The following is a 21420-nucleotide window of genomic DNA, read 5'->3' on the forward strand; positions in this document are numbered from 1 at the left end:
GCCCGATTCATAGCTGTCGCAGAGCTTACTTAAACCCTTCCACTGGTCCCGCAATGCCTAATCCAGCCTCTCATTCACTGTAGTGCCCTGAATGTTCAGGGCAAAAATTCAATGTTCCTTCACCCAGCTTTCCTGGCCATTTGACGAGATACGCAAATACCGTATCAATCTTCGGAAGCTTCGTTTCTCGATCGAGGGCGACTACACTGGCTCCTATAACTGCCCTCGACGCGCCTGTTGTTACATCCTTTACCAGGCAGCGGATACGACGGAATCAGGGAAAACGGAAAAGGAGCTGACCATTGGATCTCGCCCAGGCTTCATTGCAACTTGATGCCGCCCTGGCAGACTTTGCCCGCGCCCGCAGTGCGTCGCCACAAGCCTCCAGCCTGGGGTTGTTGGAACGTGCACGCCTTCTGATGACCCTGCCGGGGGGCTTCGATGTCCTGTACCGCCGGGTTCGCGCTCTGGAATCAGCCGGCATCTTCGGCGCCAGTGATTGGTCAAAACCCGCCACTCTACAACCCGCCCTGGCCAAGCATTCACTGCGTGAAGCCGGTGCCGTCACTACGGTTGTTGAGGCCATCAGCGAAATTCGCCTGCTGGCGGTGGTGCGCGGCAACTATTTTCACCCGGGCATTTCCTCAGAGCAGGCTCGACATTTCCTCACCCAGGTGATGGCCCTGAACCTGGACCTGCTGTCTGGCAACCTCAGTGAAGCGGACCGCGAACGGCCCAAACAACTCGGCCCCCTCGTTCTGGGGCTATACCAATACCTGATATCCCACCTTGGCTACGAAAACCTGATGGACAGCCTGGTGGCTGAGGTGTGGCGGCTGCTGGAACAAGGGCCCGTGCAGGTGGACAGCATCTGCGACATGATTGGCCAGATCGCCAAATGCCTGTATGACCCGGAACTCAAAACCACTGGCACCGCCGACGCCACCCGCCTGGTTAGGGCTCTGTTTGCACCCACTCCCGGTAGCCGTGAAGATCCCGGATTGGACCTGTACCAGCTACGCCTGGCCAAAATGGACGACGTTGAGCTCTCCGCGGAAGCCAGCGAGTTTGCCCGCAATATGCACGATACCGGGCTGGCGTCGCCCTATCACGCGGTGTTTTTGCGGTTTCTGCGCACCAGCGACGAGGAAGAGCTCATCCCCACCGCCCTGGGGCTGACGATGACCGGGCTGGATGATTTCTATTGTTACAACCAACTCGTGGATGCGCTGATTGATGAAGCCATCCATCCGGAAACCTGTCAGGCGGTCTATGGCCTGACCATGATGCTGGAGCGGGGCTCGCTCTTCACTCCACCGGTTGCGCAGGCCCTCTGGCGGCAGATCAAACTCAAACTATCGACGGAAACGAAACAGGTCCTGTCGGAGGCCTTTGGTGATGCAGCGCCACCGGGAGTATTTCTGCTCGCTGGTGTACTCAACCTGTTGGGCCAGCCACTGGGCGTGGGCCAGGGCAACAATCCCAGTTGCCAGTCCGCTATAGGACTGTCCATGTGGGCCGCCAACGAGGCCGATTACCTGCTTCAGGTACTCACCTGGGCCGCCCGCGACAACGAGGTGCTGAGCCGATTTGAAGGGCGGGAAGTGTCGTCCAAGAATCTGGAACAGGGGTTGATCAAGGACACTCCCGTCGACGTAGACCCGGTTTCACTGATTCTCATTCCCCACCTGGACCGGATCTATGGTGAAATGTGGCGGCGCTGTGAAGACCGAAACGATGACGCCCATCGCTGGATCAACCCGGAATTCTATGGTTGGTGGGTAAGCCACGGCTTCAAGGTGGTGGCCGATATCCACACTGGGGAGATTACGGACTACGACGATTTCATCCGACACTTCTACGCCAGCTATCACCCCTACTACAACGGCAACATTCCGGTGATTCACCACCAGCCTGCCGGTATCGCCGTTACCGACAGCGCCGCCCGCTTCGTTGGCCGACATGCCATTACCATCCTGCGAGTGGCCCTGAGCCCCAGAAACGAAATGCGGGTGTACTTCTTCAATCCCAATAACGACAGTGGCCAGGACTGGGGCCAGGGCATCACCTGCTCAACCCGGGGAAACGGAGAGATTCGGGGTGAGGCATCCCTGCCCGTGGCGGAATTCACCTCCCGCCTCTATGCGTTTCACTACGACACCCTTGAACTTGGCGACCTGGCGGCCATACCCGAGGCCGAGGTGGCCCGGGTCATGGAGCTCGGATATGGCAGTTGGGCGGCCAGTGACGACTAACTCATGTTCTTGCGTATGAAGTTCTGGATCTCCCCCACAATCCCCGAGCGGAAGGCCATCACCGTCAGCACGAAGATGCCGCCAAGGATGGGGTCTACCCAGTCACCCAACGGCCCCTGGGCCAGCTGATATTCCAGATTCACCACGAAGGTCGCACCGACCACCGGGCCCAGCAACGTGCCAGTACCACCCAGAAGCGTCATCAGGATGACTTCGCCGGACATGTGCCAGTGGGCGTCGTTGAGAGACGCGAGCTGGAACACCACGGTTTTCACGGATCCGGCCAGGCCCGCCAGGCCTGCTGAAATCACGAAGGCGAGCAGCTTGTAGCGATCCACGTTGTAGCCAAGGGACACTGCCCGTGGCTCGTTCTGCTTGATCGCCTTGAGCACCTGCCCGAACGGCGAGCCAACAATCCGCTGCACCACCAGATAGCCTCCCAGGAAGACCGCCAGCACGAAGTAGTACATGGCGTAGTTGTTACTCAGGTCAACGAGGCCGAAAAGATGACCGCGGGGTACGCCATGCATTCCGTCCTCGCCACCGGTAAAGGGAGCCTGCACGAAGAAGAAGTAGACCAGTTGCGCCAGCGCCAGGGTGATCATCGCGAAATAGATACCCTGGCGGCGAATGGCCACAACTCCGAAGCCGAGGCCCAACACCGTCGCCGCCGCTGTGCCCACGATGATCCCCATTTCGGTCGTCAGACCGGAGAAATTCGAGAGCAGGTAACCGGTGGTGTACGAGCCCGCTGCCAGGAACGCTGCGTGCCCGAATGACAACAGGCCGGTGTAGCCCAACAGGAGATTGAACGCCACTGCGAACAGGGCGAAGCACAGGATTTTCATCAGGAACACGGGGTACATCACCGCCGGTGCCAGCAGGAGCAGCACCAGCAACACCAGATTCAGGATCTGCTTCTTGCGTTGCTCGGATTTCTGCTGCTGAACAATACTTTGCTGGATATCTGTCTGCGTGGTTGCGTTCGCCATGACTATGCCTCCTTACCAAACAGGCCCGACGGGCGAATCAACAGGACAACCACCATCACCAGGAAGATTACGGCTGCCGACCCTTCCGGGTAGAACACTTTGGTGAACCCCTCCACGACTCCCATCATCAGGCCGGTAATCACCGCTCCGGCGATGGAACCCATACCGCCGATGACCACCACGGCGAACACTACGATGAGTATGTTGGAACCCATCACCGGCGACACCGAATAAATGGGTGCGGCAAGCGCACCGGCGAACGCGGCGAGCATGACACCAAAACCGTAGGTGAGGCTGATCAGCAGCGGCACATTGATGCCAAACCCCTGCATCAGCTGGGAATCTTCCGTGCCGGCCCGCAGGTAGGAGCCAAGCCGGGTTTTCTCAATCATGAACCAGGTTGCGAAGCACACCAGCAAGGCTGCCACGATTACCCAGGCACGATAGTAGGGAAGGAACATGAACCCGAGGTTCATACCACCTCTGAACATCTCCGGCATGGAATAGCGCAGGCCGGAAACGCCATAAATATTGGTTAGAACACCTTGAAGGATCAGTGCAATCCCGAAGGTCAACAACAGGCTGTAGATGTGATCCTGACCCGCGATGCGGCGCAACAGGAAGTATTCCAGCACAATGCCGAAACAGCCCACGATCACGGGCGCGACGAAAAGCGCTACCCAGTAGTTGACGCCGAAGGCATCAAAAATCAGTACGGTACACATGGCACCGAGCATGTACATGGCGCCATGGGCGAAATTAATGATTTTCAGCAGGCCAAATATAACCGCCAGGCCGAGGCTCAGCAGAGCATAAAAGGCGCCATTGATCACCCCGAGCATCAACTGGCCAGACAGCACGGCCACGGGGACTCCCAGAATCTCGGTCATGTTACAAACTCCAAAAGCAGCGCAACTGATCATTCACAAGTTGCGTGTCTGCAGGTCAGTGGCCGCCCCGCGCCAGTACTGCTGGATAGCGCGGGACGGCCCAGTCGGTCAGAACATCAGTTTTGGGTTACGAGCTTGCACTTGCTCTCGGACAGCGGGCGATAGGCCTCGTCCCCTGGGATGGTCCGTACGATGTCATACAGATCCCACTCGCTCTTGGACTCCTCTGGGGTTTTCACTTCTGCCAGGTACATGTCGTGGACCATGCGGCCGTCCTCACGAATGATGCCGTTCTTGGCAAACATGTCGTTGATCGGCGTATCCATCATCTGCTTGCGTACCGTTTGGGCGGCATCCGAACCGGTGGCCTTCACAGCGTTCAGGTACTGGATGGCGCTGGAGTAGATACCGGCGTGAACCATGGTGGGACGAACGCCGGTTTTTTCCATGAAACGGTCAGACCAGGCACGGGTTTCGTCGTTCATGTCCCAGTACCAGCCGGTGGTGAGCTGAATGCCCTGGGCAGACTGAGCACCCAGTGCGTGAACGTCGGTCAGGAACAACAGCAGCGCTGCCAGGGTCTGGCCGGACTGGGTCAGGCCGAATTCACCGGCGGTGGTGATGGCATTGGTGGTGTCTGCACCGGCGTTTGCCAGAGCCACCACATCAGCGCCTGAGGACTGCGCCTGCAGGATAAAGGAGGAGAAGTCAGAGGTCGGGAACGGATGACGCACCGCCTGCATCACTTCGCCGCCATTTTCTTCCACCACGCGGGTTACGTCCCCTTCCAGAGCGTGCCCAAAGGCGTAGTCAGCGGTCAGGATAAACCAGCTCTTGCCACCCTCTTTCACCACTGCGCTTGCCGTACCGTTGGCCAGCGGGTAGGTGTCGTACACGTAGTGGATATGGTTCGGCGTGCAGTGCTCGTTGGTAATGCTGGACGCGGCAGAACCGGAGACAATGCCCAGCTTGTCGTTTTCTTCCAGGATGTTGCTGACGGCAATGGTGACCGAAGAGGCAACCAGGCCGGCAATCAAATCAACGTTCTCGTTCTCCACCCAGCGCCGGGCAGTACTGGAGGCAGAATCCGGGCTGTTACGATCATCCGCGCTGACCACTTCGATCTTGGCGCCATTGACCGTGCCACCGAAGTCCGCAATGGCCATTTCCAGGGCTGTCTGGCCATTTGGTCCGGCCAGGTCACGATAGGTGCCGGACATGTCGGCCAGGTAACCGATTTTAACGGTATTGTCGGATATCTCAGCCTGGGCAGCACCCACAAACATGGCTGATGCAATCGCTGATGTCAGAAGCTTTTTGGTGATTGTCATTGTTGTTTCTCCGCTACTGTCTTTGCGTTGGTTTTCGGGTTTCGTTCTTATTGCTCTTGTTGCACTCTTTATTTCACTCTCATCCCCAGGCCTTACACACCCAGGTATTTGTCCAGCATCGACTGCTTGGCCTCAAGCTCATCGGCGCTGATCTCCTCCACAATCTGGCCGTGCTCCATCACGTAGTGACGGTCCGCCAGGGGTGCGGCGAAATGGAAATTCTGCTCCACCAGGACAATGGTCAGGCCTTTTTCCTTCAGCTTGACCAACACCTCGCCCAATGTTTCGACGATCACCGGTGCCAGGCCCTCGGTGATTTCGTCCAGCAACAGCATGTTGGCACCCGTTCTCAGAATCCTTGCCATCGCCAGCATCTGCTGCTCGCCACCGGAGAGCTTACTGCCCTGACTCGTGCGGCGCTCGTACAGGTTCGGGAACATTGAAAAAATTTCTTCCAGTCCCATGCCGCCGCTTCGGACGACGGGCGGAAGCGTCAGGTTTTCCATGACATTAAGCCCGGAAAAAATGCCCCGGTGTTCGGGGCAATACCCGACTCCCAACCTGGCAATATGGTGAGGTGCACAGGACATGGTTTCCTCACCGTTGATCATAATGGAACCGGTACGCCGGCCCACCATATTCATAATCGCTTTCAGGGTTGTGCTGCGGCCGGCACCATTACGGCCCAGCAGCGTGACCAACTCCCCACGCTGAACTTCCATATCAATGCCATGGAGAATGTGTGATTCTCCATAAAATGCGTGCAGCCCGGAGATTCGAAGCTGTTCGTACTCTTTTGGATGCGCCTGTGTCATTCCGCCGCCTCCTGCTTTTTAGTGGCGGTGCCACCCATATACACTTCGCGAACCCGTGGGTCGTCGGAAACCTGCTGGTAATCCCCTTCGGTCAACACAGAACCTTGAGCCAGCACCGTTACCCGATCGCATAGCTTGCTGACCACACCCAGGTTGTGCTCCACCATTAACACCGTGCGGCCTTGAGCGGCCTTGCGCACCAGTTCAACGACCCGATCCACGTCTTCACTGCCCATGCCCTGGGTGGGCTCGTCCAGCAACAGCAACTCCGGCTCCATGGCCAGGGTGGTGGCCAGTTCCAGAGCGCGCTTACGACCATAGGCAAGTTCGACGGTGGTGGTGTTGGCAAATTCAGTCAGCCCGACACTGTCCAGCAGTTCCATGCAGCGCTCATTGAGCTTGTTCAGGGACTCGCCGGATTTCCAGAAGCGGAAGGAGTTGCCTTCAAAACTCTGCAGAGCGACGCGAATGTTCTCAAGCGCCGTCATATGGGGAAAAACCGCAGAAATCTGAAAGGAACGGACCACACCTTTGCGGGCAATGGCCGCCGATTTCATCGAGGTGATGTCCTCACCCTTGAACAGGATCTTGCCTCGGGTAGGAATCAGGAATTTGGTAAGCAGGTTGAATACCGTGGTCTTGCCCGCGCCATTGGGGCCGATCAGGGCATGTATATGGCCGCGCTGCACCTTCAGGTTAACGTCGTCGACCGCCACAAAGCCTTTGAACTCTTTGACGAGGCTTTGGGTCTCCAGAACGAACGGGTCACTCATGAGCCATTCTACCTTTTGTTATTTTTGTGCGTTTATACTGTCTACAGGTTAAATTGACGTCTACGTAAACGTCAACCAAAAATCGTACTTTTTTGGTCTCTGTCTATTCGCAAAAAACCGCTGATCAACGCCAGCACCCGGTCAAGCTGCTGTATGTGGGGCGAATGTCCCGTTTCAGCCATGAACACCGGTTCGGCCCGATGTCCGATGCCTTCCACAATCCGGGTCACCTGTTCCGGAACCCCGTATTCATCATCATCCCCTTGAATGATCATAGCCGGGCAACGAATGGCGTCCAGCCAGGGGCCAAAATCCATGGACTCCTGAAAGCCTTCATCCAGCCAGACGTCCTGCCAGGCGAAGAACAATTCATCAGTCCGTTCGCCGTGATGGCGCAGCAACTTCTCGCGAATGCCTTCTTCCAGGTAGCGCCGACGCATGTCACGGATACCTGCCAGGGTCAGGTGATCGGCCCAGGTATGGGCGGCCATGGTGATCAATCCCTTTACCCGCGCCTTCAGCGCTGCTGCGGCAATCAAGGCAATGGAGCCACCATCGCTATGGCCCACCAGAATCACTTCGTCAATCGCCAGCGCATCCAGCAACCGTGGCAACCACACGGTGCCTTCCTGCTCCAGGTAATCGTAGGGACGCGGCAGTGGCTCGTCACTGGAGGCACCGTAACCACGGCGTTCATAGATCAGCGCATCAAGGCCTGTGGCCTCTGCCAACTGGCTGGGAAACTGTTTCCATAAGGCAATGTTGCCCAGGGATTCATGCAGGAACACCAACACCGGCCCGGTACGGTCACCATGACTCAGGCGCTGGGCCTGAACCCTGACGCCTTCCCCCAGGGAAACCGAAAGATTGCTGACGTTCATGCCGTCACCGCTGTGCCGGAATCGCGTAGGTAATGGTGGCATGGGCAACCGGGTCTTCCAGGCCATCGGAGAGAATGTAGACCTCACCCACTCCGCTGGTCTTGCCGACTCTCAGCATGCTGGCCCGCGCCCGGATCGGGCTGTGGGCCACGGGCTTGCGCAGGAAGTTGATGTTGAGGTTACTGGTCACCGCCAGCGGCACCAGGCCGATTTTTCCCAGCAGGGCGGCATACAGGGCCACGTCCGCCAACGCCATCATGGCGGGGCCGGACACCGTGCCGCCGGGGCGCAGATGTTCTTCAGCAACCTCCAGCTTCATTTCAGCCCAGCCGTCGCCCAGCTCCTGCAGGGTGCCGTAGCGGGCACCCTGGGGAAACTGCTCGGCGAGGAAGGCCTGCAGTTCCTCGAAGGTGACAATCATCCCTGTTTCTCTTCCTTAGCCTGGTTGCGCAGAACAAAGCGCTGGATCTTGCCACTGGGGGTTTTCGGCAGCTCATCCACGAATTCGATTTCACGTGGATAGGCGTGGGCGGAAAGGCGATGGCGAACCAGCTCCTGCAATTCATCCTTCAGGGCATCTTCGCTTTCCGGCTCCTGGTCACCCTTGATAACCACATAAGCCTTGATGATAGAGCCCCGCTTCTCGTCGGGCTTCGCCACCACACCAGACTCGGCCACCGCCTTGTGCTCCAGCAGGGTGCTTTCCACATCGGCCGGGCCCACGCGGTAACCAGCGGTGGTGATGATGTCATCGTCACGTCCGCTGAATGAGAAGCAGCCACCGCCGTGATTCACCACCATATCGCCGGTGAGGTAGTAGCCATTCACAAACGGGTCTTTCTCGCCCCAAGTGTAGCCGTCAAAGTGGAACAATGGCGAAGCCTTCACATCCACTGCCAGTTGGCCGATCTCACCTTCGCCCACGACTTCGTTCTTCTCACTGAGGGCAACGACTTTATGACCGGGGGAAGAATACCCCATGGAGCCCTGGCGCACCGCGTGATCAAGGCCGTGGAAGTTACAGCAGGTCATGCCGGTTTCGGTCTGGCCATAGTGGTCCTTGACCGGGCAGAAATGACGCCGCTCAATCCAGCTCACGACTTCCGGGTTCAGCGGCTCACCGGCACTGCTGGCCACCCGCAGGCCAAGGTTCTCACCTTCCGGCAGGACGTGGTCATTGGCTTTCAGCAACCGATAGGCGGTCGGTGCCGCCGCCAGGTTGGTGATCTTGTACTTGCGGATCATGTCGTAGGTGGTTTCCGGGGTAAACGCGCCCGGGTTGAAATGGGTGGCATGCCCCATCAGCAACGGACCCACCACGGCGTAGTAAAGACCGTAGGCCCAGCCCGGATCAGCCACGTTCCAGAACACGTCATCGTCCCGCAGGTCGATGGCATATTTCATGTACACGTAAAACGCCAGCAACGCCTTGGCAGGAACCGCCACGCCCTTGGATTTACCAACCGTACCCGAGGTAAACATCTGCAGGAAAGGATCACCACCCTTGATCAATACCGGCTCGAACTGGCCAGACTGCTCTGCCAGCGTCTTATCAAAGTCCGGGATATCGCCGCTGACTTCGGCGGCGTTCACGCACACCACAGGTGCGCAGTCCTTGACCTCGGTAAGTTTCGGATAGTTGACGGGGTCAGTGACCACCAGCTTGGTGCTGGCGCGCTCGAAACGATACTCGATGGCACCAGGGCCAAAGGCGGTGAACAGCGGCTGGTAAACAGCGCCAGCGCGAAGGGCGCCCGCAATGACAATCAACAACTCAGGGCTGCGCGGCAGCAGGGCGGCAACCCGGTCGCCCTTGCCGATACCGCGGGAGGTCAGGTAGTTCGCAAAACGGGCGGACTGTTCTTTCAGCTCGGCGAAGGTCAGCTTGCCGGAACCGCCGTCAGCTTTTTCGTAATAAAGCGCAACCCTTTGAGGGTCCTCCGCCCACTTGTCACAGATTTCCGTACAGACGTTCAGGCCATCGTTCAGGTTACCCTCCAGAATCTCGGCTTCGAGGCTGGCGGGGTCGAAATTGTCATAGACCGATTGGTAATCCGGGAGACTCATAATCCAGTCCTTTTATTGTTGTGGAAAATTCTGAACTCAATGTGTATCACAGGCTATAGTTTACGTAAAGGTAAACTTTAAGCTAAAAATAAGCGCCTTCAAAACCCATCAGCATGAACGAAAAGCTCGGCCCAGATGGTCCTGAAGGCGCTGCCTGTTCAGCCCTGCTCGCGGTAATAGAACTTCTGTATGCTGGAGAAATCCAGCCCGCCATTACCCTCGTTGGCATGGAGCGCAAACAGGTTACGGGCCAACGACCCCATAGGAATGGGCGCCTGGTTCTTGACGGCATTGTCGAAGGCCAGCCCCAGGTCCTTGTTCATCAGGTTCACCAGGAAGCCGCCTTCGTAGTCACGGGACGCCGGAACACCGTCCATGACACCCGGCCAGGGGTTGTAGAACGTTCAGCGCCCAGTTGCCACCGGAACTTTGTTTCATGATTTCCGACAGCACCGCAGGGTCCAGACCGTTCTTCACGCCCAGCGCCAATGCTTCGCTGGTACCGCTCATCAGGATGGCCAGCAGCATGTTGTTGCAGATCTTGGCAACCTGACCGGAACCGTGGGGGCCAGCGTGGAAGATGTTCTTACCCATCCCTTCGAGGATCGGTTTAGCGCGCTCGAACGCATCCGCCTCGCCACCACAGATAAAGGTCAGCGTGCCCGCCTTGGCACCACCAACACCGCCGGAGACTGGCGCATCCATAAAGGTGATACCGGCCGCCACGGCTGCTTCGGCTACACCTTTCGCGGTTTCCGGCGCAATGGTGGAGGAATCGATCACCAGCGTTGTGGATGGCAGGTTTTTCAACAGCCCGTTGTCACCGAGGTAAACCGCTTCCACGTGCTGGCCCGCAGGTAGCATGGAAATCACCACCTCGGCACCTTCCACCGCTTCCTGAATCGTCGCTGCAGATTTCGCACCTTCGCTGGTGAGCGCCTTGACCGCCTCGGAAGACAGATCAAACACCGTCAGGTCGTGTCCCGCCTTAACGAGGTTGGCGGCCATAGGGCCACCCATGTTGCCAAGACCGATAAATGTGATAGTCGCCATATTGTTGTTCTCCATTTTTGATCAGTGTTGGTCTGTTCGGTTTTGTTCAGGGCTCGATAAAGAATCGGTCGATCCATTCCGGGTCCACGCTCTTCAGTGTCGGGAAATGCCAGCGTGGCTTCAGGTCCTTGTCGATCAACAGTGCCCGGACGCCCTCGGCAAACTCACCCATCTTCAGGCAGCGTTTCGATATTTGAAGCTCCTTGTCGAAAACCTGGGACAGGCTGTCGTGCAAGGTGTCGTGATAGTGTTGCCAGGTCAGAGTCAGGGACGCCGGCGACGCCGCCGCGACCGTCTTGACCGCCTTGATCAGCCAGGGATCTTCGCCGGCGTACTGGCTCAGGTTATCCACCACATCTACCAGCGAATCGCCGTCGGTAAGGGCCTGGATCACATCAAAGTGCTCGCGCACCACGGCCTGCGGCATTGCCTCGCGGGAGCCCTCCTCGAATCTGCGCAACACTTTGCTGACAGCGGCATGGGCGCCACCCTCAAGGCCGGCAAAGCCAGACTGCTGCAGGGCCTGTTTGACCTCCTCACGCATATCGTGGCAAATAAACCTGTCTGCCAACCCGGTAAACAGCGCATCAGCGCCGTTCATCCGCGCCCCGGTCAACCCCAAGAACAAACCGATCCGGCCCGGCATTTTGTTGAGGAACCAACCGGCGCCCACATCCGGGTAAAGGCCGATACTCACTTCCGGCATCGCGACACGTGAATGCTCCGTGACCACACGATGGGAACCGCCGGACATCAGGCCGATCCCGCCGCCCATCACCACGCCATTGCCCCAGACAATTAAAGGCTTGGGATAGGTGTGAATCTGGTAGTCCAGTTCGTATTCGTCGGTGAAGAATCTGTCCCCTTCACTGACAGAACGACTGTCGGAACGCGGCTCTGTCATGTCGCGATACAGCGCCACAATATCTCCGCCTGCGCACAGGGCTTTGTCGCCCTCGCCTTCCAGCCACACGGCGCCGATCGTGTCGTCGGCAGCCCACTGGTCCAGCTTTGCCTTCAACAGGTGAATCATCTCCAGCGACAGTGCGTTCATGGCACGTGGCGCGTTCAGTCGTGCCACACCAATTCGGCTGCCGCCTGCGGCCTCCAATTCCTCAAAAATGACTACTTGATCGCTCATACCATTTACTCAGTAATCTGGCTTGGTTATCGGTGCTATTTATCGGTGCTTTCTACCGGTTCTTCCATTCCGGTGTGCGCTTTTCAAGGAACGCATTCACCCCTTCGCGCTGGTCTTCGGTGCTGAACAGTTCGATAAACAGCTCCCGCTCCATTCTCCAGCCGTCGTCGTGGCTGCGACCATCACGGGCACTCATCACCAGGGTCTTGCAGCGGGCAACGGACGACGGGCTCTGCTTGCCGGCCATCTCCGCCAGCTCCAGCGCCTTGTCGAGGGCTGCGCCCTGCGGCACCACTTCTTCCACCAGCCCGATGCTCAGGGCCTTGTCGGCCTTGATACGCTCACCACACAGAATCATGCGCTTGGCCCAGCCTTCGCCGACCAGCCAGGGCAGGTTCTGGGTGCCACCGGCACAGGGCAACAGGCCAACGGTGGCCTCTGGCAATGCCATCTGGGCATGCTCCTCGGCAATCCGGATGTCACAGGCCAGGGCACACTCCAGGCCACCCCCCATGGCATAGCCGTTCACGGCCGCAATCGACACGCCACGGAAGCGGCTGAGGGCACTGAAGGCCCGGCCGAATGCCTTTCCCATCAAATCGACGGTGGCGACATCACCGTCAGCAAAGCTCTTGAGATCGGCGCCGGCGGAGAAAAACTTCTCACCCTGGCCGGTCACCACCAGGGCAAAACGGTGAATGGCTGGATCAAGAGTATTCTGGGCTTTCGCCAGTTCAGCTTGCGAGGCCCCTTTTTTAACCGGTTAACTGACCGGACAGAAAGCGGTAATTGAGCCGATCCGATATCGCGAACACTCATTCCAGCCAAACAATGATCCGGTCTGACGGAAGCGAAGGTTCAAAAAGTTTCTATCGCACAGACTCCTAGTGAAGTGCAGCGGTAGTTGATTGCTTGGAGGTTTTTGAATTATGGGGAGTGAGGTTTAGCCTCGTAATGCTTAACCAGTTACGCTGCTGACTCTCTGAATTTGAACAGCATGGAGGCCTTTCTTCCGCTGTCATATGTTTGTGGGGGGAGGGGCGGCCCGTTCCCCCATCCCTCCCCGGCATCCATGCTCCTGCTGCAAAAAGACCTCCATGCTGCACCTGGGGTTTCGAAGTATGCCTTGGTGGTGGGGGGGGCCGACAACTAATGCTCGGCCGAACTGAAGGATGGGACTACTGCGCCTCAGTCGAGCAGTTCGCGAGCGATCACCATGCGCTGTATTTCGCTCGTACCCTCTGCAATTTCCAGTACCTTGGCCTCGCCTAACAAACCCGAGACCGGGTACTCGCCGAAGATCCCGTAGGCACCGTGGACCTGTATGGCCTTTAGAGCCGCTTCCACTGCGAGTTCGCTGGCGAACAGTTTGGTCATCGAGGTTTCGTTCCGAAACGGTCGGTCAGCATCTACCAGGCAGGCGGAGTGCCGTACCATGAGCTCGGCGGCGTGGATCTTGGTCAGGATGTCCGCAAGCGGAAAAGCCAGGCCTTGATGCTTGAGGATGCTGGTGCCAAAGAGCTTACGGTCGCGGCCGTAGGCTTTCGCAAGGTCGATGGCCCGGCGGGACAGACCCAGCCCGGTGGCACCCATCAGGATCCGGCCGATGCTCAGCACGCTCAGGACCTGCTTCAACCCGTCGCCGCGTTTGCCGATCATGTTCCGGGCCGGCACCCGGACTTCGTCCAGGTAGAGCTCCACCGAATCCGCAAAACGCCAGCCGATCTTGTGGGACGGCTTGCCAACGTTAAAGCCTGGTGTGCCCACCGGCACCACGAAACTGGACAGGCCTTTTGGGCCCTTTTCGGGATCCGTGATCGCCACGACGGTGGAAAACCCGTGCAACGACGTTCCCGCATTGGTCGAGAACATTTTGGTGCCGGTGATGACAAAGTCGTCGCCGTCCTCTATCGCGCGGGTCTTGATATTGGCGACGTCCGAGCCACCATGCGCTTCGGTGACGCCAAAGGAGGCGATCATACCGCCGCCCTCGCAAAGCGGGCGCAACCACTCTTGCTTGAGTTCATCGGAGCCGTAGCGCGACAGCAGCGAGGCCGGAGCGCTATTGCACAAAAAGATCGCGGCAAAGGATGGCTCGGTGCGCGCCAGGATCTCGGCCACCAGCGCGGCACCGCGCACACCCAGCCCGGCACCGGAATAGTCCGGGTCATAGGCGGTGCCGAGGTAGCCCAGTTCGCCAAACGCCCTGACCATCGGCGCAGGGAACTCATGCCGCTGCAGATAGTCCGGCATCGCCGGCGCCAGTTCCTGTTCGGCAAAGCGCGATACAGCGTCTATCAGCATCTTCTCGTCGTTGTTTAGATCCAAAAGCATGAGACTTCTCCAGAAATATCCGCCCGGCCATGGCCAGGCGCGAATGTGACGGCTTATGCCCGGGGGGCATCGCGGAAGAGCTCGGCGTCCATAATAGTCAGCGGTTCGCGGATCTGGACCGGCGCGAACTCCATCTGGCCCAGGACGTCTTTCTCAAGGTCTATCCCTGGCGCGATTTCCTCGAGCACCAGGCCTTCCGGTGTCACCGAGAAAATCGCCCGTTCGGTGATCAGCAGGGCCTCTTGCCCTCGGCCAACGCCATCCTGCAGCCGGTAGGTGACGTGCTCGGCTTGTTGGACGAACTTCTTCACCTTGCCTTCTCGCACGATGTTCAGGCCGTGCTCCTCCGAAAAGGTCAGCTCCAGCCCGCCGGTGGTAAAGGTGCCGGTAAACACCAAGCGCTTGGCATTTTGGGCGATGTCGATAAAACCGCCGGCGCCGGGGTTGGCCTTGCCGAAGCGGCTGACGTTCACGGTGCCATTGGCGTCGAACTGGGCGAACGCGAGCGCGGCAAACTCACAGAGCCCACCGTCGATGAGGTCAAACTGGCTAACCCCGTCAATGACGGCCCGCGGATTGGTGTTGCAGGAGAACTGCCAGCCATTCATCACCACCCCGCCGTAGGACCCGTGCTCGGTGGTGAACCAGTAGTCGTCGATGTTGTCCTCGGTCAGCATGCCGTCTTCGGCCATGACCAGCGGTACGTCCGAGGAGGCCCCGAAACCGAAGATGGTCAATTCATGCCGACGAACTTCACGGGCGGCGCGGCGCGCTATGATCTTGCCGGGGGTCCCTGGCAGCTTCTTGAACTGGTCCAGGGGCCGCTGCTCTATACCCAGGTAGGTTGCGTCGAACGGTACTTCGGTGACCATCATCTGGTCGGGGGCGACCACGATTTTATCCACCAGCGCCGCCGGCACCGTTACGTTGATCGCCCGCCGCGAACCGCGCGGAACGATGCGTTTTACCTGGGCGATAACCGTGCCTCCGCTGGCCTTGACGGCCATGGCGAGCGCCAGTGTGGACGAAGTCATCGGGTCTTCTTCGAAGGAGAGGTTTCCTAGGTCGTCGGAGGTCGTCGCCCGCAGAAACGCAACGTCCAGCTTCCAGGTCGGATAAAAGAGCATCTCTTCGCCCGCGAATTCCACGCGTTTCACCAGCTCGTCCTTCGCCAGGGTGGTCATCTTGCCGCCGGTCTGCTCCGGGTCAATATAGGTGCCCAGGCCGATGCGCGTCAGGTACCCAGGGCTCCTGCGCGCCACTTCCCGCAGCCAGTGCATGCTGGCGCCGATCGGCCAGCTGTACGCCTCGACCAGATTGTTCTGGATCAGGCGCATTAACTCTGGACGGGCGCCGGTCTTGGGGTTGGTCGGGTTGATATAGGAACCCGACACCACGCGCTTCATCATCCCTTCCCGGGCGACGTGGTCCATGCCACGGATTTCGATGGAGTCCCCCAGCCCGCAGGGAAAGTAGAACGTCAGATCCCGGGGCGCGGCGGTCTGCTCAAAGCGTTCGCCGAGGGCTTTGAGAACATCGTCGGGCGTGAACCACCCAATGACGCCGACGCTCGAGACAACATCACCGTCCTTAATGATCGAGACGGCTTCCTGGGCTGAACAGATCTTGCTCATAGCTTCACTCCGAACTTGGACAGCGTCGCCTTTGCGGCATCGTGCTGGCAGTTATTAATAAAGACCCGATTGGCCATCGCGTCCGTTACCTCGGCCTCGCCATTGATAAGCTGGCTGAAGAACTGTTTTGTTGAGGCCACGGCCGGCACCGGCAGGGCTGCGATACGCGCGGCAAGCTCCTGGGCATGGGCCAGGGCCCCGTCGCTGGCGGCAACATAATCGGCCACACCCAGGCGCTGGGCATCTTCGCCGCTCAGGACTTCATGCCCCCAGGTCAGACGCCGGGCCGTCACGGCCCCGACCCGCGAGACCAGAGCCTGCAACCCCCAGGGCGGCAACCAGCCGTTGGGTACTTCGGCCAGGTTCCAGCGCGCGTCGGCGCCAGTCACCACCAGGTCGCAGCAACTGGCAAGAATGAAGCCGCCGCCGAAAGCCGCGCCCTCCACCGCCGCAATCACTGGCGTACCCCGCAGGCCGATGCGACGCGCAACGCCGGCGGTCCCGGCCTCATGCTCGGCCATTTCCACCAGGTTCATCTTGCCCAGCTCCTTCAGATCGGAGCCGGCACAAAAACTCGGGGCCGCACCGGTCAGCACCACGGCGCCGATGGTCTCGTCCCGGTCCAATTCGGCTAAGGTGCGGTCCAGTTCTTCGACCATCACTGTGTTGAGGGCGTTGCGACGTTCGGCGCGGTCCAGCGTGACGGTCGCAACGCGGTCGTTCCTTTCTAGTTTGATCATGAGAATTACCTTTTGCTGCTATGGGTAGGGCGGTCAGTCGAGTTGGGCGCCGTCCCGGTTGACGGCGGCGCGCACGGCCAGTGGATCGACGCGGCGCGGGGCGATCCGCTCCTGTATGGCGATGCTGGCGGCGTGGCCTATGGCGTGGCCGTAGGAGAAGCACTGCGCGGTGACCCGGGCGGAGGCCATGGCGTCCGATTCGGCGGACAGGCAGCGGCCCGTGGTAAGCAGGGACTCCCCTTTTACCGGGACGAAGCACTCGTAGGGAATCTCGTAGTAGTCGTTGAACAGCCACTCGAGCCTGGGCTTCTCGCCGCTGTGCATTTCGATCGGCCAGGCCGACCGGGCAATACCGCTACGTGACTTGGTGCCGGTGACCACGTCCTGGTTCTTGAGCGTGGCCAGGCCTCGCACCTGACGCGTCTGGCGGACGCCGACCTGAACGCCGGTATCGTTGACGAAAGCGTTTTCGCAGCCGGTGAGCTGGTCGCGGAAGAAGCGGGCGTACTCCTGCACCTGCTTGCGTCCCTCGATCTCCGCCTCGGTGAAATCGGCCGCAAAGACGGGGTTCAACTCACGGCCGTCGCGGCCGATGATACGGGTGCAATTGCACAGCAATTCGTTCGGTCGTGGGGTCGGGAACAGGAAGATCTTGGCCCGCGGCAACACATAGCTGCCCGAGGTGTTACTCTGCCGGATGGCCTCTGAGACATCGGCGCCGAGTACGCTGTCCTCGCCATAACGGGCCAGGAACCGCTGCACATCCACGCCCTGGATCCGAAACATCATGGTCGGGTTCTGGACCACGCCATCGACCCCCATGAAGGTATCCAGTCCGGACATCGCCGCGAGGTCTCCGTCACCGCTGGCGTCGATTGTAACTTCGGCCGTGACCCGCAACTTGCCTTGCTTGTTGTACGCGACAACACCGGCGATGCGTTCGTCGCCGTCCATCAGCACATCGGTGACCATGGTGTGGTAAACGACGTGCACACCAGCGTCCCTGAGCAGGTCGTCAGCCACACCCCGCCATACCAGGGGGTCATGCACCAGGGTAAATGTCTTGCCGTAGCGCACCGGTGGCGTCAGTCCATTTTTCGCGTTCATCCGTTCGATGAACTCGTCGACGAAGCCGAAAACCAGCCTCTTGGGCGGTGCGGTGTCGCTCTGATGCGCTTCGAATAGTCCGCAGACTGTCCCCGAGAGCCCGGCTACGGCGCCGCCCCCGCAAAAGCCGTAACGCTCCAGTAAGATGACTTTCAGACCGCGGCGAGCGGCGGTCACGGCAGCCGCCATGCCAGCGGCACCTCCGCCGACGACCAGCAGGTCGGCATGAATATCGGTTATCGGACGTAAGTCGAGCATGATCCGCTCCTAAAAAAGTGTTAGAGAAGAGAAGCGCTACTTCATGAGGCTGGGCAGCCACATCGCTATCTGCGGGAAGAAGAGAACCAGCGACAATCCGATGAGTTGCAGCCCAATGAAGGGAATGACGCCTCGGAAGATGTCACTGAGACTGACGCCTTCCGGTGCAACCGCCTTCAGGTAGAACGCAGCCGGGCCGAACGGCGGGGTCAGGTAGGACACCTGCATGTTCATCGTGAACAGGATGCCGAACCAGATCGGGTCCATGCCCAGGCTCTCAACCACCGGCACGAAGATAGGCATGGTCAGGAGCACAATACCGATCCAGTCGATAAAACAACCCAGAACCATAAGGATCAGCATCATCAGCAGGATGGTCACGATGGGCGGTACCGGGAGGCCGGTAATCGCGTCCTGCAGAAACGCAGTGCCGCCTGCCATAGTGTAAACCGCCACCAGGGCCGAAGCGCCGAAGAAAATCCAGGTGAGCATGGCCACGGTGCTTCCGGTCTTCTTCACCGAGTCATAAACGGCATCCCAGCTCAGCGTCTTGTTCACCAGCGCGATCAGCAGCGCACCCAAGACGCCGATAGCCGCCGTTTCAGTCGGTGTGGCGATGCCCAGGTAGAGGGAGCCAAGCACTGCGGATATGAGGGCAACCGGCAAAATCAGCGCGCGCGCCAGCCCCAACTGCTCCCTGAATGGCATGTCGCGCTCTTCCTGCGGCGCGAGCGGACCCAGCTCAGGATTGCGGTAGCAGAGGATCAGTACATAAATGGCATACAGCGAGACCAGCAAGAGCCCCGGCAATACCGCCGCCAGGAACAAATCGCCGATGGACACCTGAGCCACCAGGCCGTAGATGATTAGCACAATACTGGGCGGCAACAGCGTCCCCAGTGATCCCCCGGCGCAAATCACGCCGACCGCCAGCTTCTTGTCGTACAGACGGCCAAGCATTGCCGGCAGGCAGATCAGGCCCAGCACCACGATCTCGGCACCAATCACGCCGACCATTGCGGCCATGATGGTGGAGGCGGCCAGTGTGCCTATGGCGAGCCCGCCGCGCAGGCGCCCGGACCAGACGTGCAAGGCGTGGAACAGGCGTTCGATGACCCCTGCCCGCTCCAGGAGGCAGCCCATTAGCACGAACAACGGCACCGCGATTAGCGCGTAGTTGTTCATCAGGGTAAAAATGCGGCTGGGAATGAAGTACAGGGAATCGGGGCCGAACAACCACAGGGTCAAGGCCACCGCTGTCATGCCGGTAGCGAAAGCGAGCGGTATGCCCGTGACCAGCAGCAGTATCAGCAGCCCGATGGTGACGAGGCTGACTATTTCACCACTCATGACGAATTTCCTTGATCGAGTTGATTAGGCAGACCAGCGTCTGCAGTGCCATCAAACCGGCACCGATTGGGATGGCGACTTTCATGTAGGTGGGCGCGAGGGAGTTCCAGCCCGCGCCACTACGCTCGCCCGTCATTACGGCGGGATAGGCCTGCTCATAGCCGTAATAGGTAACGATTAGTAGAAAGCCGAGCATGAGCAGGTAGGCAATGAGATCCATGCAGAGCCTTACCCGGCCCGGCAGGATGTTGTAGATCACATCAATACGGACATGGCCGTTGTTCTTGATCGCGTGAGCACCGGCTAAGACGTAGTGAATGCCGGCCAAGGCAATAATCAATTCTAGGGCCCATATCGTCGGGGAGCCCCAAAAATAGCGACATATGACGTCAAAAATCGTGACGGCAAAGACAATGAGATAAACAAGGCTGGAATAATTGCCGAGTTTCTGGTTGAAGGCGCTAATGAAGTGCATTACTTACCTACGGGATAAAAGAGGCATTGATCTGCCGGAAGCATCGATTCGCTAGCGACCGATGCCTCCTTTGCAGCCCGGTTAGTTAAATTCGCTTAGTCGATTAGACCCTTCGAGCGCAGGAATTCGATCTGCCCTGCCACCGCGCGTCCGGCAAGATCGCTCCTTTTGCCGTACTCGCGCCAGATATCAACAGCCGCTTCACGAAAGGCCTGACGGTCTTCGTCGCTCCACTCCACTAATTCGACGCCGTCGGCTTTAAGGCGCTTAGCCGCTTCTATGTCCTCTTGTTCCAATGTTTCGATCATGTCGAGGCCGAAGGCCCGCACCCCATCGGTTAAAATTTTCTGGTTCTCCTTGCTCAGGCTGTTCCACGTCTCCAACGGGATAGACACATCACCTGCAGGCATAGAGTGAACGCCCGGGTAGATGGCATATTTAGCCTCATCATGAAAGCCAAGCTCAGCGTTCATCGCCAGCGTGCCCCAGTCGGTCGCCTCTATTGTTCCGCTGTCCATCGCACTGAAGACCTCGGAGCCTGGCAAGTTGATCGGCACCGCGCCGAACTGTGCGAACAGCTCTGAGGACATGCCCTGCGGCAAACGGATTTTCAGACCTTCCAGATCCTCTGGGCTCGCCACACGGCGGGTCGTTGGAATGGACTCGACACCCCACCACGCAACGCCGATGGGATACAGTCCGAAGGGCTCATAGGCCTCCGCCAACAACTCAAGGCCGCCGTGCTCATAGAAATACTCCATGGCCTGGCGCGGGTCCTCGTAGGCCGCGTTCAGATCGCCAAGAACCGCAAACGCGGGGTCGCGGCCGGTCCAGTAAACCGTGGCAGGGTGTTGACCCTGCAGAATCCCCCGGCTTACGGCGTCAAGGGTTTCGGTAACGCCAACGACGGCACCCACCGGTAGAGGAACGATGTTGATCTGGCCGTCGGTTTTCTCCTTGACATCCTTCGCAAAGCGTTCGAACGCTTCTTGGTTGGCGGTCCCTGGCTGCCAGAGAGTCTGGATACGCCAGGTTTCGTTGTCTTGGGCACTCGCTGGGGATGCCGTCAGGAGGCCGGCAGCCAATATCGCGGATGACGTTGAAAGCAGCTTTTTAAGAGCACGCATGGGCAATCTCCATTTTTGTTTTCGTCGAGCGGGTCATCCGCTCAAAAAAGTGTGACGCCGCCCTCCGTGTGTTCCGGGGATCCTGGGGCAACCGAATGGACTCGAGATGCCAGGCGACCATCTGATATATCAGACACCTTAACGCTGACATATCAGATAAGATCCTGTCAACAGCCTTTTTCATTACGATAATCCCC

17 protein-coding genes and 2 pseudogenes are annotated in these 21420 nt (G+C 59.0%); 1 reads left to right on the plus strand and 18 read right to left on the minus strand.

Features of this window, described 5'->3' with window-relative positions; genetic code table 11:
• Nucleotides 1–302 precede the first annotated feature (302 nt).
• The gene (locus R1T46_RS01945) at nucleotides 303–2255 is read left to right on the plus strand and encodes a hypothetical protein (RefSeq protein ID WP_317307144.1); all 1953 of its coding nucleotides are present in this window, start codon (nucleotides 303–305) and stop codon (nucleotides 2253–2255) included.
• On the opposite strand, the gene R1T46_RS01950 is transcribed toward R1T46_RS01945, so the two are convergent.
• The 18 genes and pseudogenes from R1T46_RS01950 to R1T46_RS02035 form a co-directional block, all read right to left on the minus strand.
• Complete coding sequence (locus R1T46_RS01950; RefSeq protein WP_317307145.1) at nucleotides 2252–3247, minus strand: branched-chain amino acid ABC transporter permease; 996 nt, start codon at nucleotides 3245–3247, stop codon at nucleotides 2252–2254. The two genes, R1T46_RS01945 and R1T46_RS01950, sit on opposite strands and share 4 nt — an antisense overlap.
• Nucleotides 3248–3249: 2 nt before the next feature.
• Nucleotides 3250–4137, minus strand: a complete 888-nt coding sequence (locus R1T46_RS01955) for a branched-chain amino acid ABC transporter permease (RefSeq protein ID WP_317307146.1) — start codon at nucleotides 4135–4137, stop codon at nucleotides 3250–3252.
• Nucleotides 4138–4253: 116 nt separating this feature from the next.
• Nucleotides 4254–5468, minus strand: a complete 1215-nt coding sequence (locus R1T46_RS01960; RefSeq protein ID WP_036202482.1) for an ABC transporter substrate-binding protein — start codon at nucleotides 5466–5468, stop codon at nucleotides 4254–4256.
• Nucleotides 5469–5560: 92 nt separating this feature from the next.
• Complete coding sequence (locus R1T46_RS01965; protein ID WP_317307147.1) at nucleotides 5561–6283, minus strand: ABC transporter ATP-binding protein; 723 nt, start codon at nucleotides 6281–6283, stop codon at nucleotides 5561–5563.
• Nucleotides 6280–7056 carry an ABC transporter ATP-binding protein gene (locus tag R1T46_RS01970; RefSeq protein WP_317307148.1) on the minus strand — a complete coding sequence of 259 codons (777 nt, stop codon included), beginning with the start codon at nucleotides 7054–7056 and terminating at the stop codon, nucleotides 6280–6282. The genes R1T46_RS01965 and R1T46_RS01970 overlap by 4 nt, the downstream gene beginning before the upstream one ends.
• A gap of 71 nt (nucleotides 7057–7127) precedes the next feature.
• The gene (locus tag R1T46_RS01975) at nucleotides 7128–7937 is read right to left on the minus strand and encodes an alpha/beta hydrolase (protein WP_317307149.1); all 810 of its coding nucleotides are present in this window, start codon (nucleotides 7935–7937) and stop codon (nucleotides 7128–7130) included.
• Between the two features lie 4 nt (nucleotides 7938–7941).
• Entirely contained in the window at nucleotides 7942–8358 is a 417-nt protein-coding gene (locus R1T46_RS01980) for a PaaI family thioesterase (RefSeq protein WP_036202471.1), read from the minus strand.
• Nucleotides 8355–10004 (minus strand): AMP-binding protein, encoded by a 1650-nt coding sequence (locus R1T46_RS01985; RefSeq protein WP_317307150.1) that lies wholly within the window; start codon nucleotides 10002–10004, stop codon nucleotides 8355–8357. Before R1T46_RS01985 ends, R1T46_RS01980 begins: the two co-directional genes overlap by 4 nt.
• A 158-nt stretch (nucleotides 10005–10162) precedes the next feature.
• Nucleotides 10163–11057, minus strand: a pseudogene (mmsB, locus tag R1T46_RS01990) (3-hydroxyisobutyrate dehydrogenase).
• A gap of 46 nt (nucleotides 11058–11103) precedes the next feature.
• Nucleotides 11104–12198 (minus strand): enoyl-CoA hydratase/isomerase family protein, encoded by a 1095-nt coding sequence (locus R1T46_RS01995; RefSeq protein ID WP_317307151.1) that lies wholly within the window; start codon nucleotides 12196–12198, stop codon nucleotides 11104–11106.
• 52 nt (nucleotides 12199–12250) lie between these two features.
• Nucleotides 12251–12889, minus strand: a pseudogene (locus R1T46_RS02000) (enoyl-CoA hydratase); the annotation flags it as partial.
• Between the two features lie 497 nt (nucleotides 12890–13386).
• On the minus strand, nucleotides 13387–14532 hold the full coding sequence (locus R1T46_RS02005) for an acyl-CoA dehydrogenase family protein (protein WP_317307152.1): 1146 nt from the start codon (nucleotides 14530–14532) through the stop codon (nucleotides 13387–13389).
• A 53-nt stretch (nucleotides 14533–14585) separates the two neighbouring features.
• Nucleotides 14586–16166 carry an acyl CoA:acetate/3-ketoacid CoA transferase gene (locus tag R1T46_RS02010; RefSeq protein WP_317307153.1) on the minus strand — a complete coding sequence of 527 codons (1581 nt, stop codon included), beginning with the start codon at nucleotides 16164–16166 and terminating at the stop codon, nucleotides 14586–14588.
• Entirely contained in the window at nucleotides 16163–16906 is a 744-nt protein-coding gene (locus tag R1T46_RS02015) for an enoyl-CoA hydratase/isomerase family protein (RefSeq protein WP_317307154.1), read from the minus strand. Before R1T46_RS02015 ends, R1T46_RS02010 begins: the two co-directional genes overlap by 4 nt.
• Nucleotides 16907–16939: 33 nt before the next feature.
• Nucleotides 16940–18271: an FAD-dependent oxidoreductase gene (locus tag R1T46_RS02020; RefSeq protein ID WP_317307155.1), complete on the minus strand. Its 1332-nt coding sequence runs from the start codon at nucleotides 18269–18271 to the stop codon at nucleotides 16940–16942.
• Nucleotides 18272–18307: 36 nt separating this feature from the next.
• Nucleotides 18308–19621, minus strand: coding sequence for a TRAP transporter large permease subunit (locus R1T46_RS02025; protein ID WP_317307156.1), 1314 nt, complete (start codon nucleotides 19619–19621; stop codon nucleotides 18308–18310).
• Nucleotides 19611–20096, minus strand: a complete 486-nt coding sequence (locus R1T46_RS02030) for a TRAP transporter small permease subunit (protein ID WP_317307157.1) — start codon at nucleotides 20094–20096, stop codon at nucleotides 19611–19613. The genes R1T46_RS02025 and R1T46_RS02030 overlap by 11 nt, the downstream gene beginning before the upstream one ends.
• Before the next feature lie 95 nt (nucleotides 20097–20191).
• On the minus strand, nucleotides 20192–21223 hold the full coding sequence (locus R1T46_RS02035; RefSeq protein WP_317307158.1) for a TRAP transporter substrate-binding protein: 1032 nt from the start codon (nucleotides 21221–21223) through the stop codon (nucleotides 20192–20194).
• Between the last annotated feature and the right edge of the window lie 197 nt (nucleotides 21224–21420).

It is taken from the genome of Marinobacter salarius (assembly GCF_032922745.1).
In the GTDB taxonomy this organism is placed as follows: domain Bacteria; phylum Pseudomonadota; class Gammaproteobacteria; order Pseudomonadales; family Oleiphilaceae; genus Marinobacter.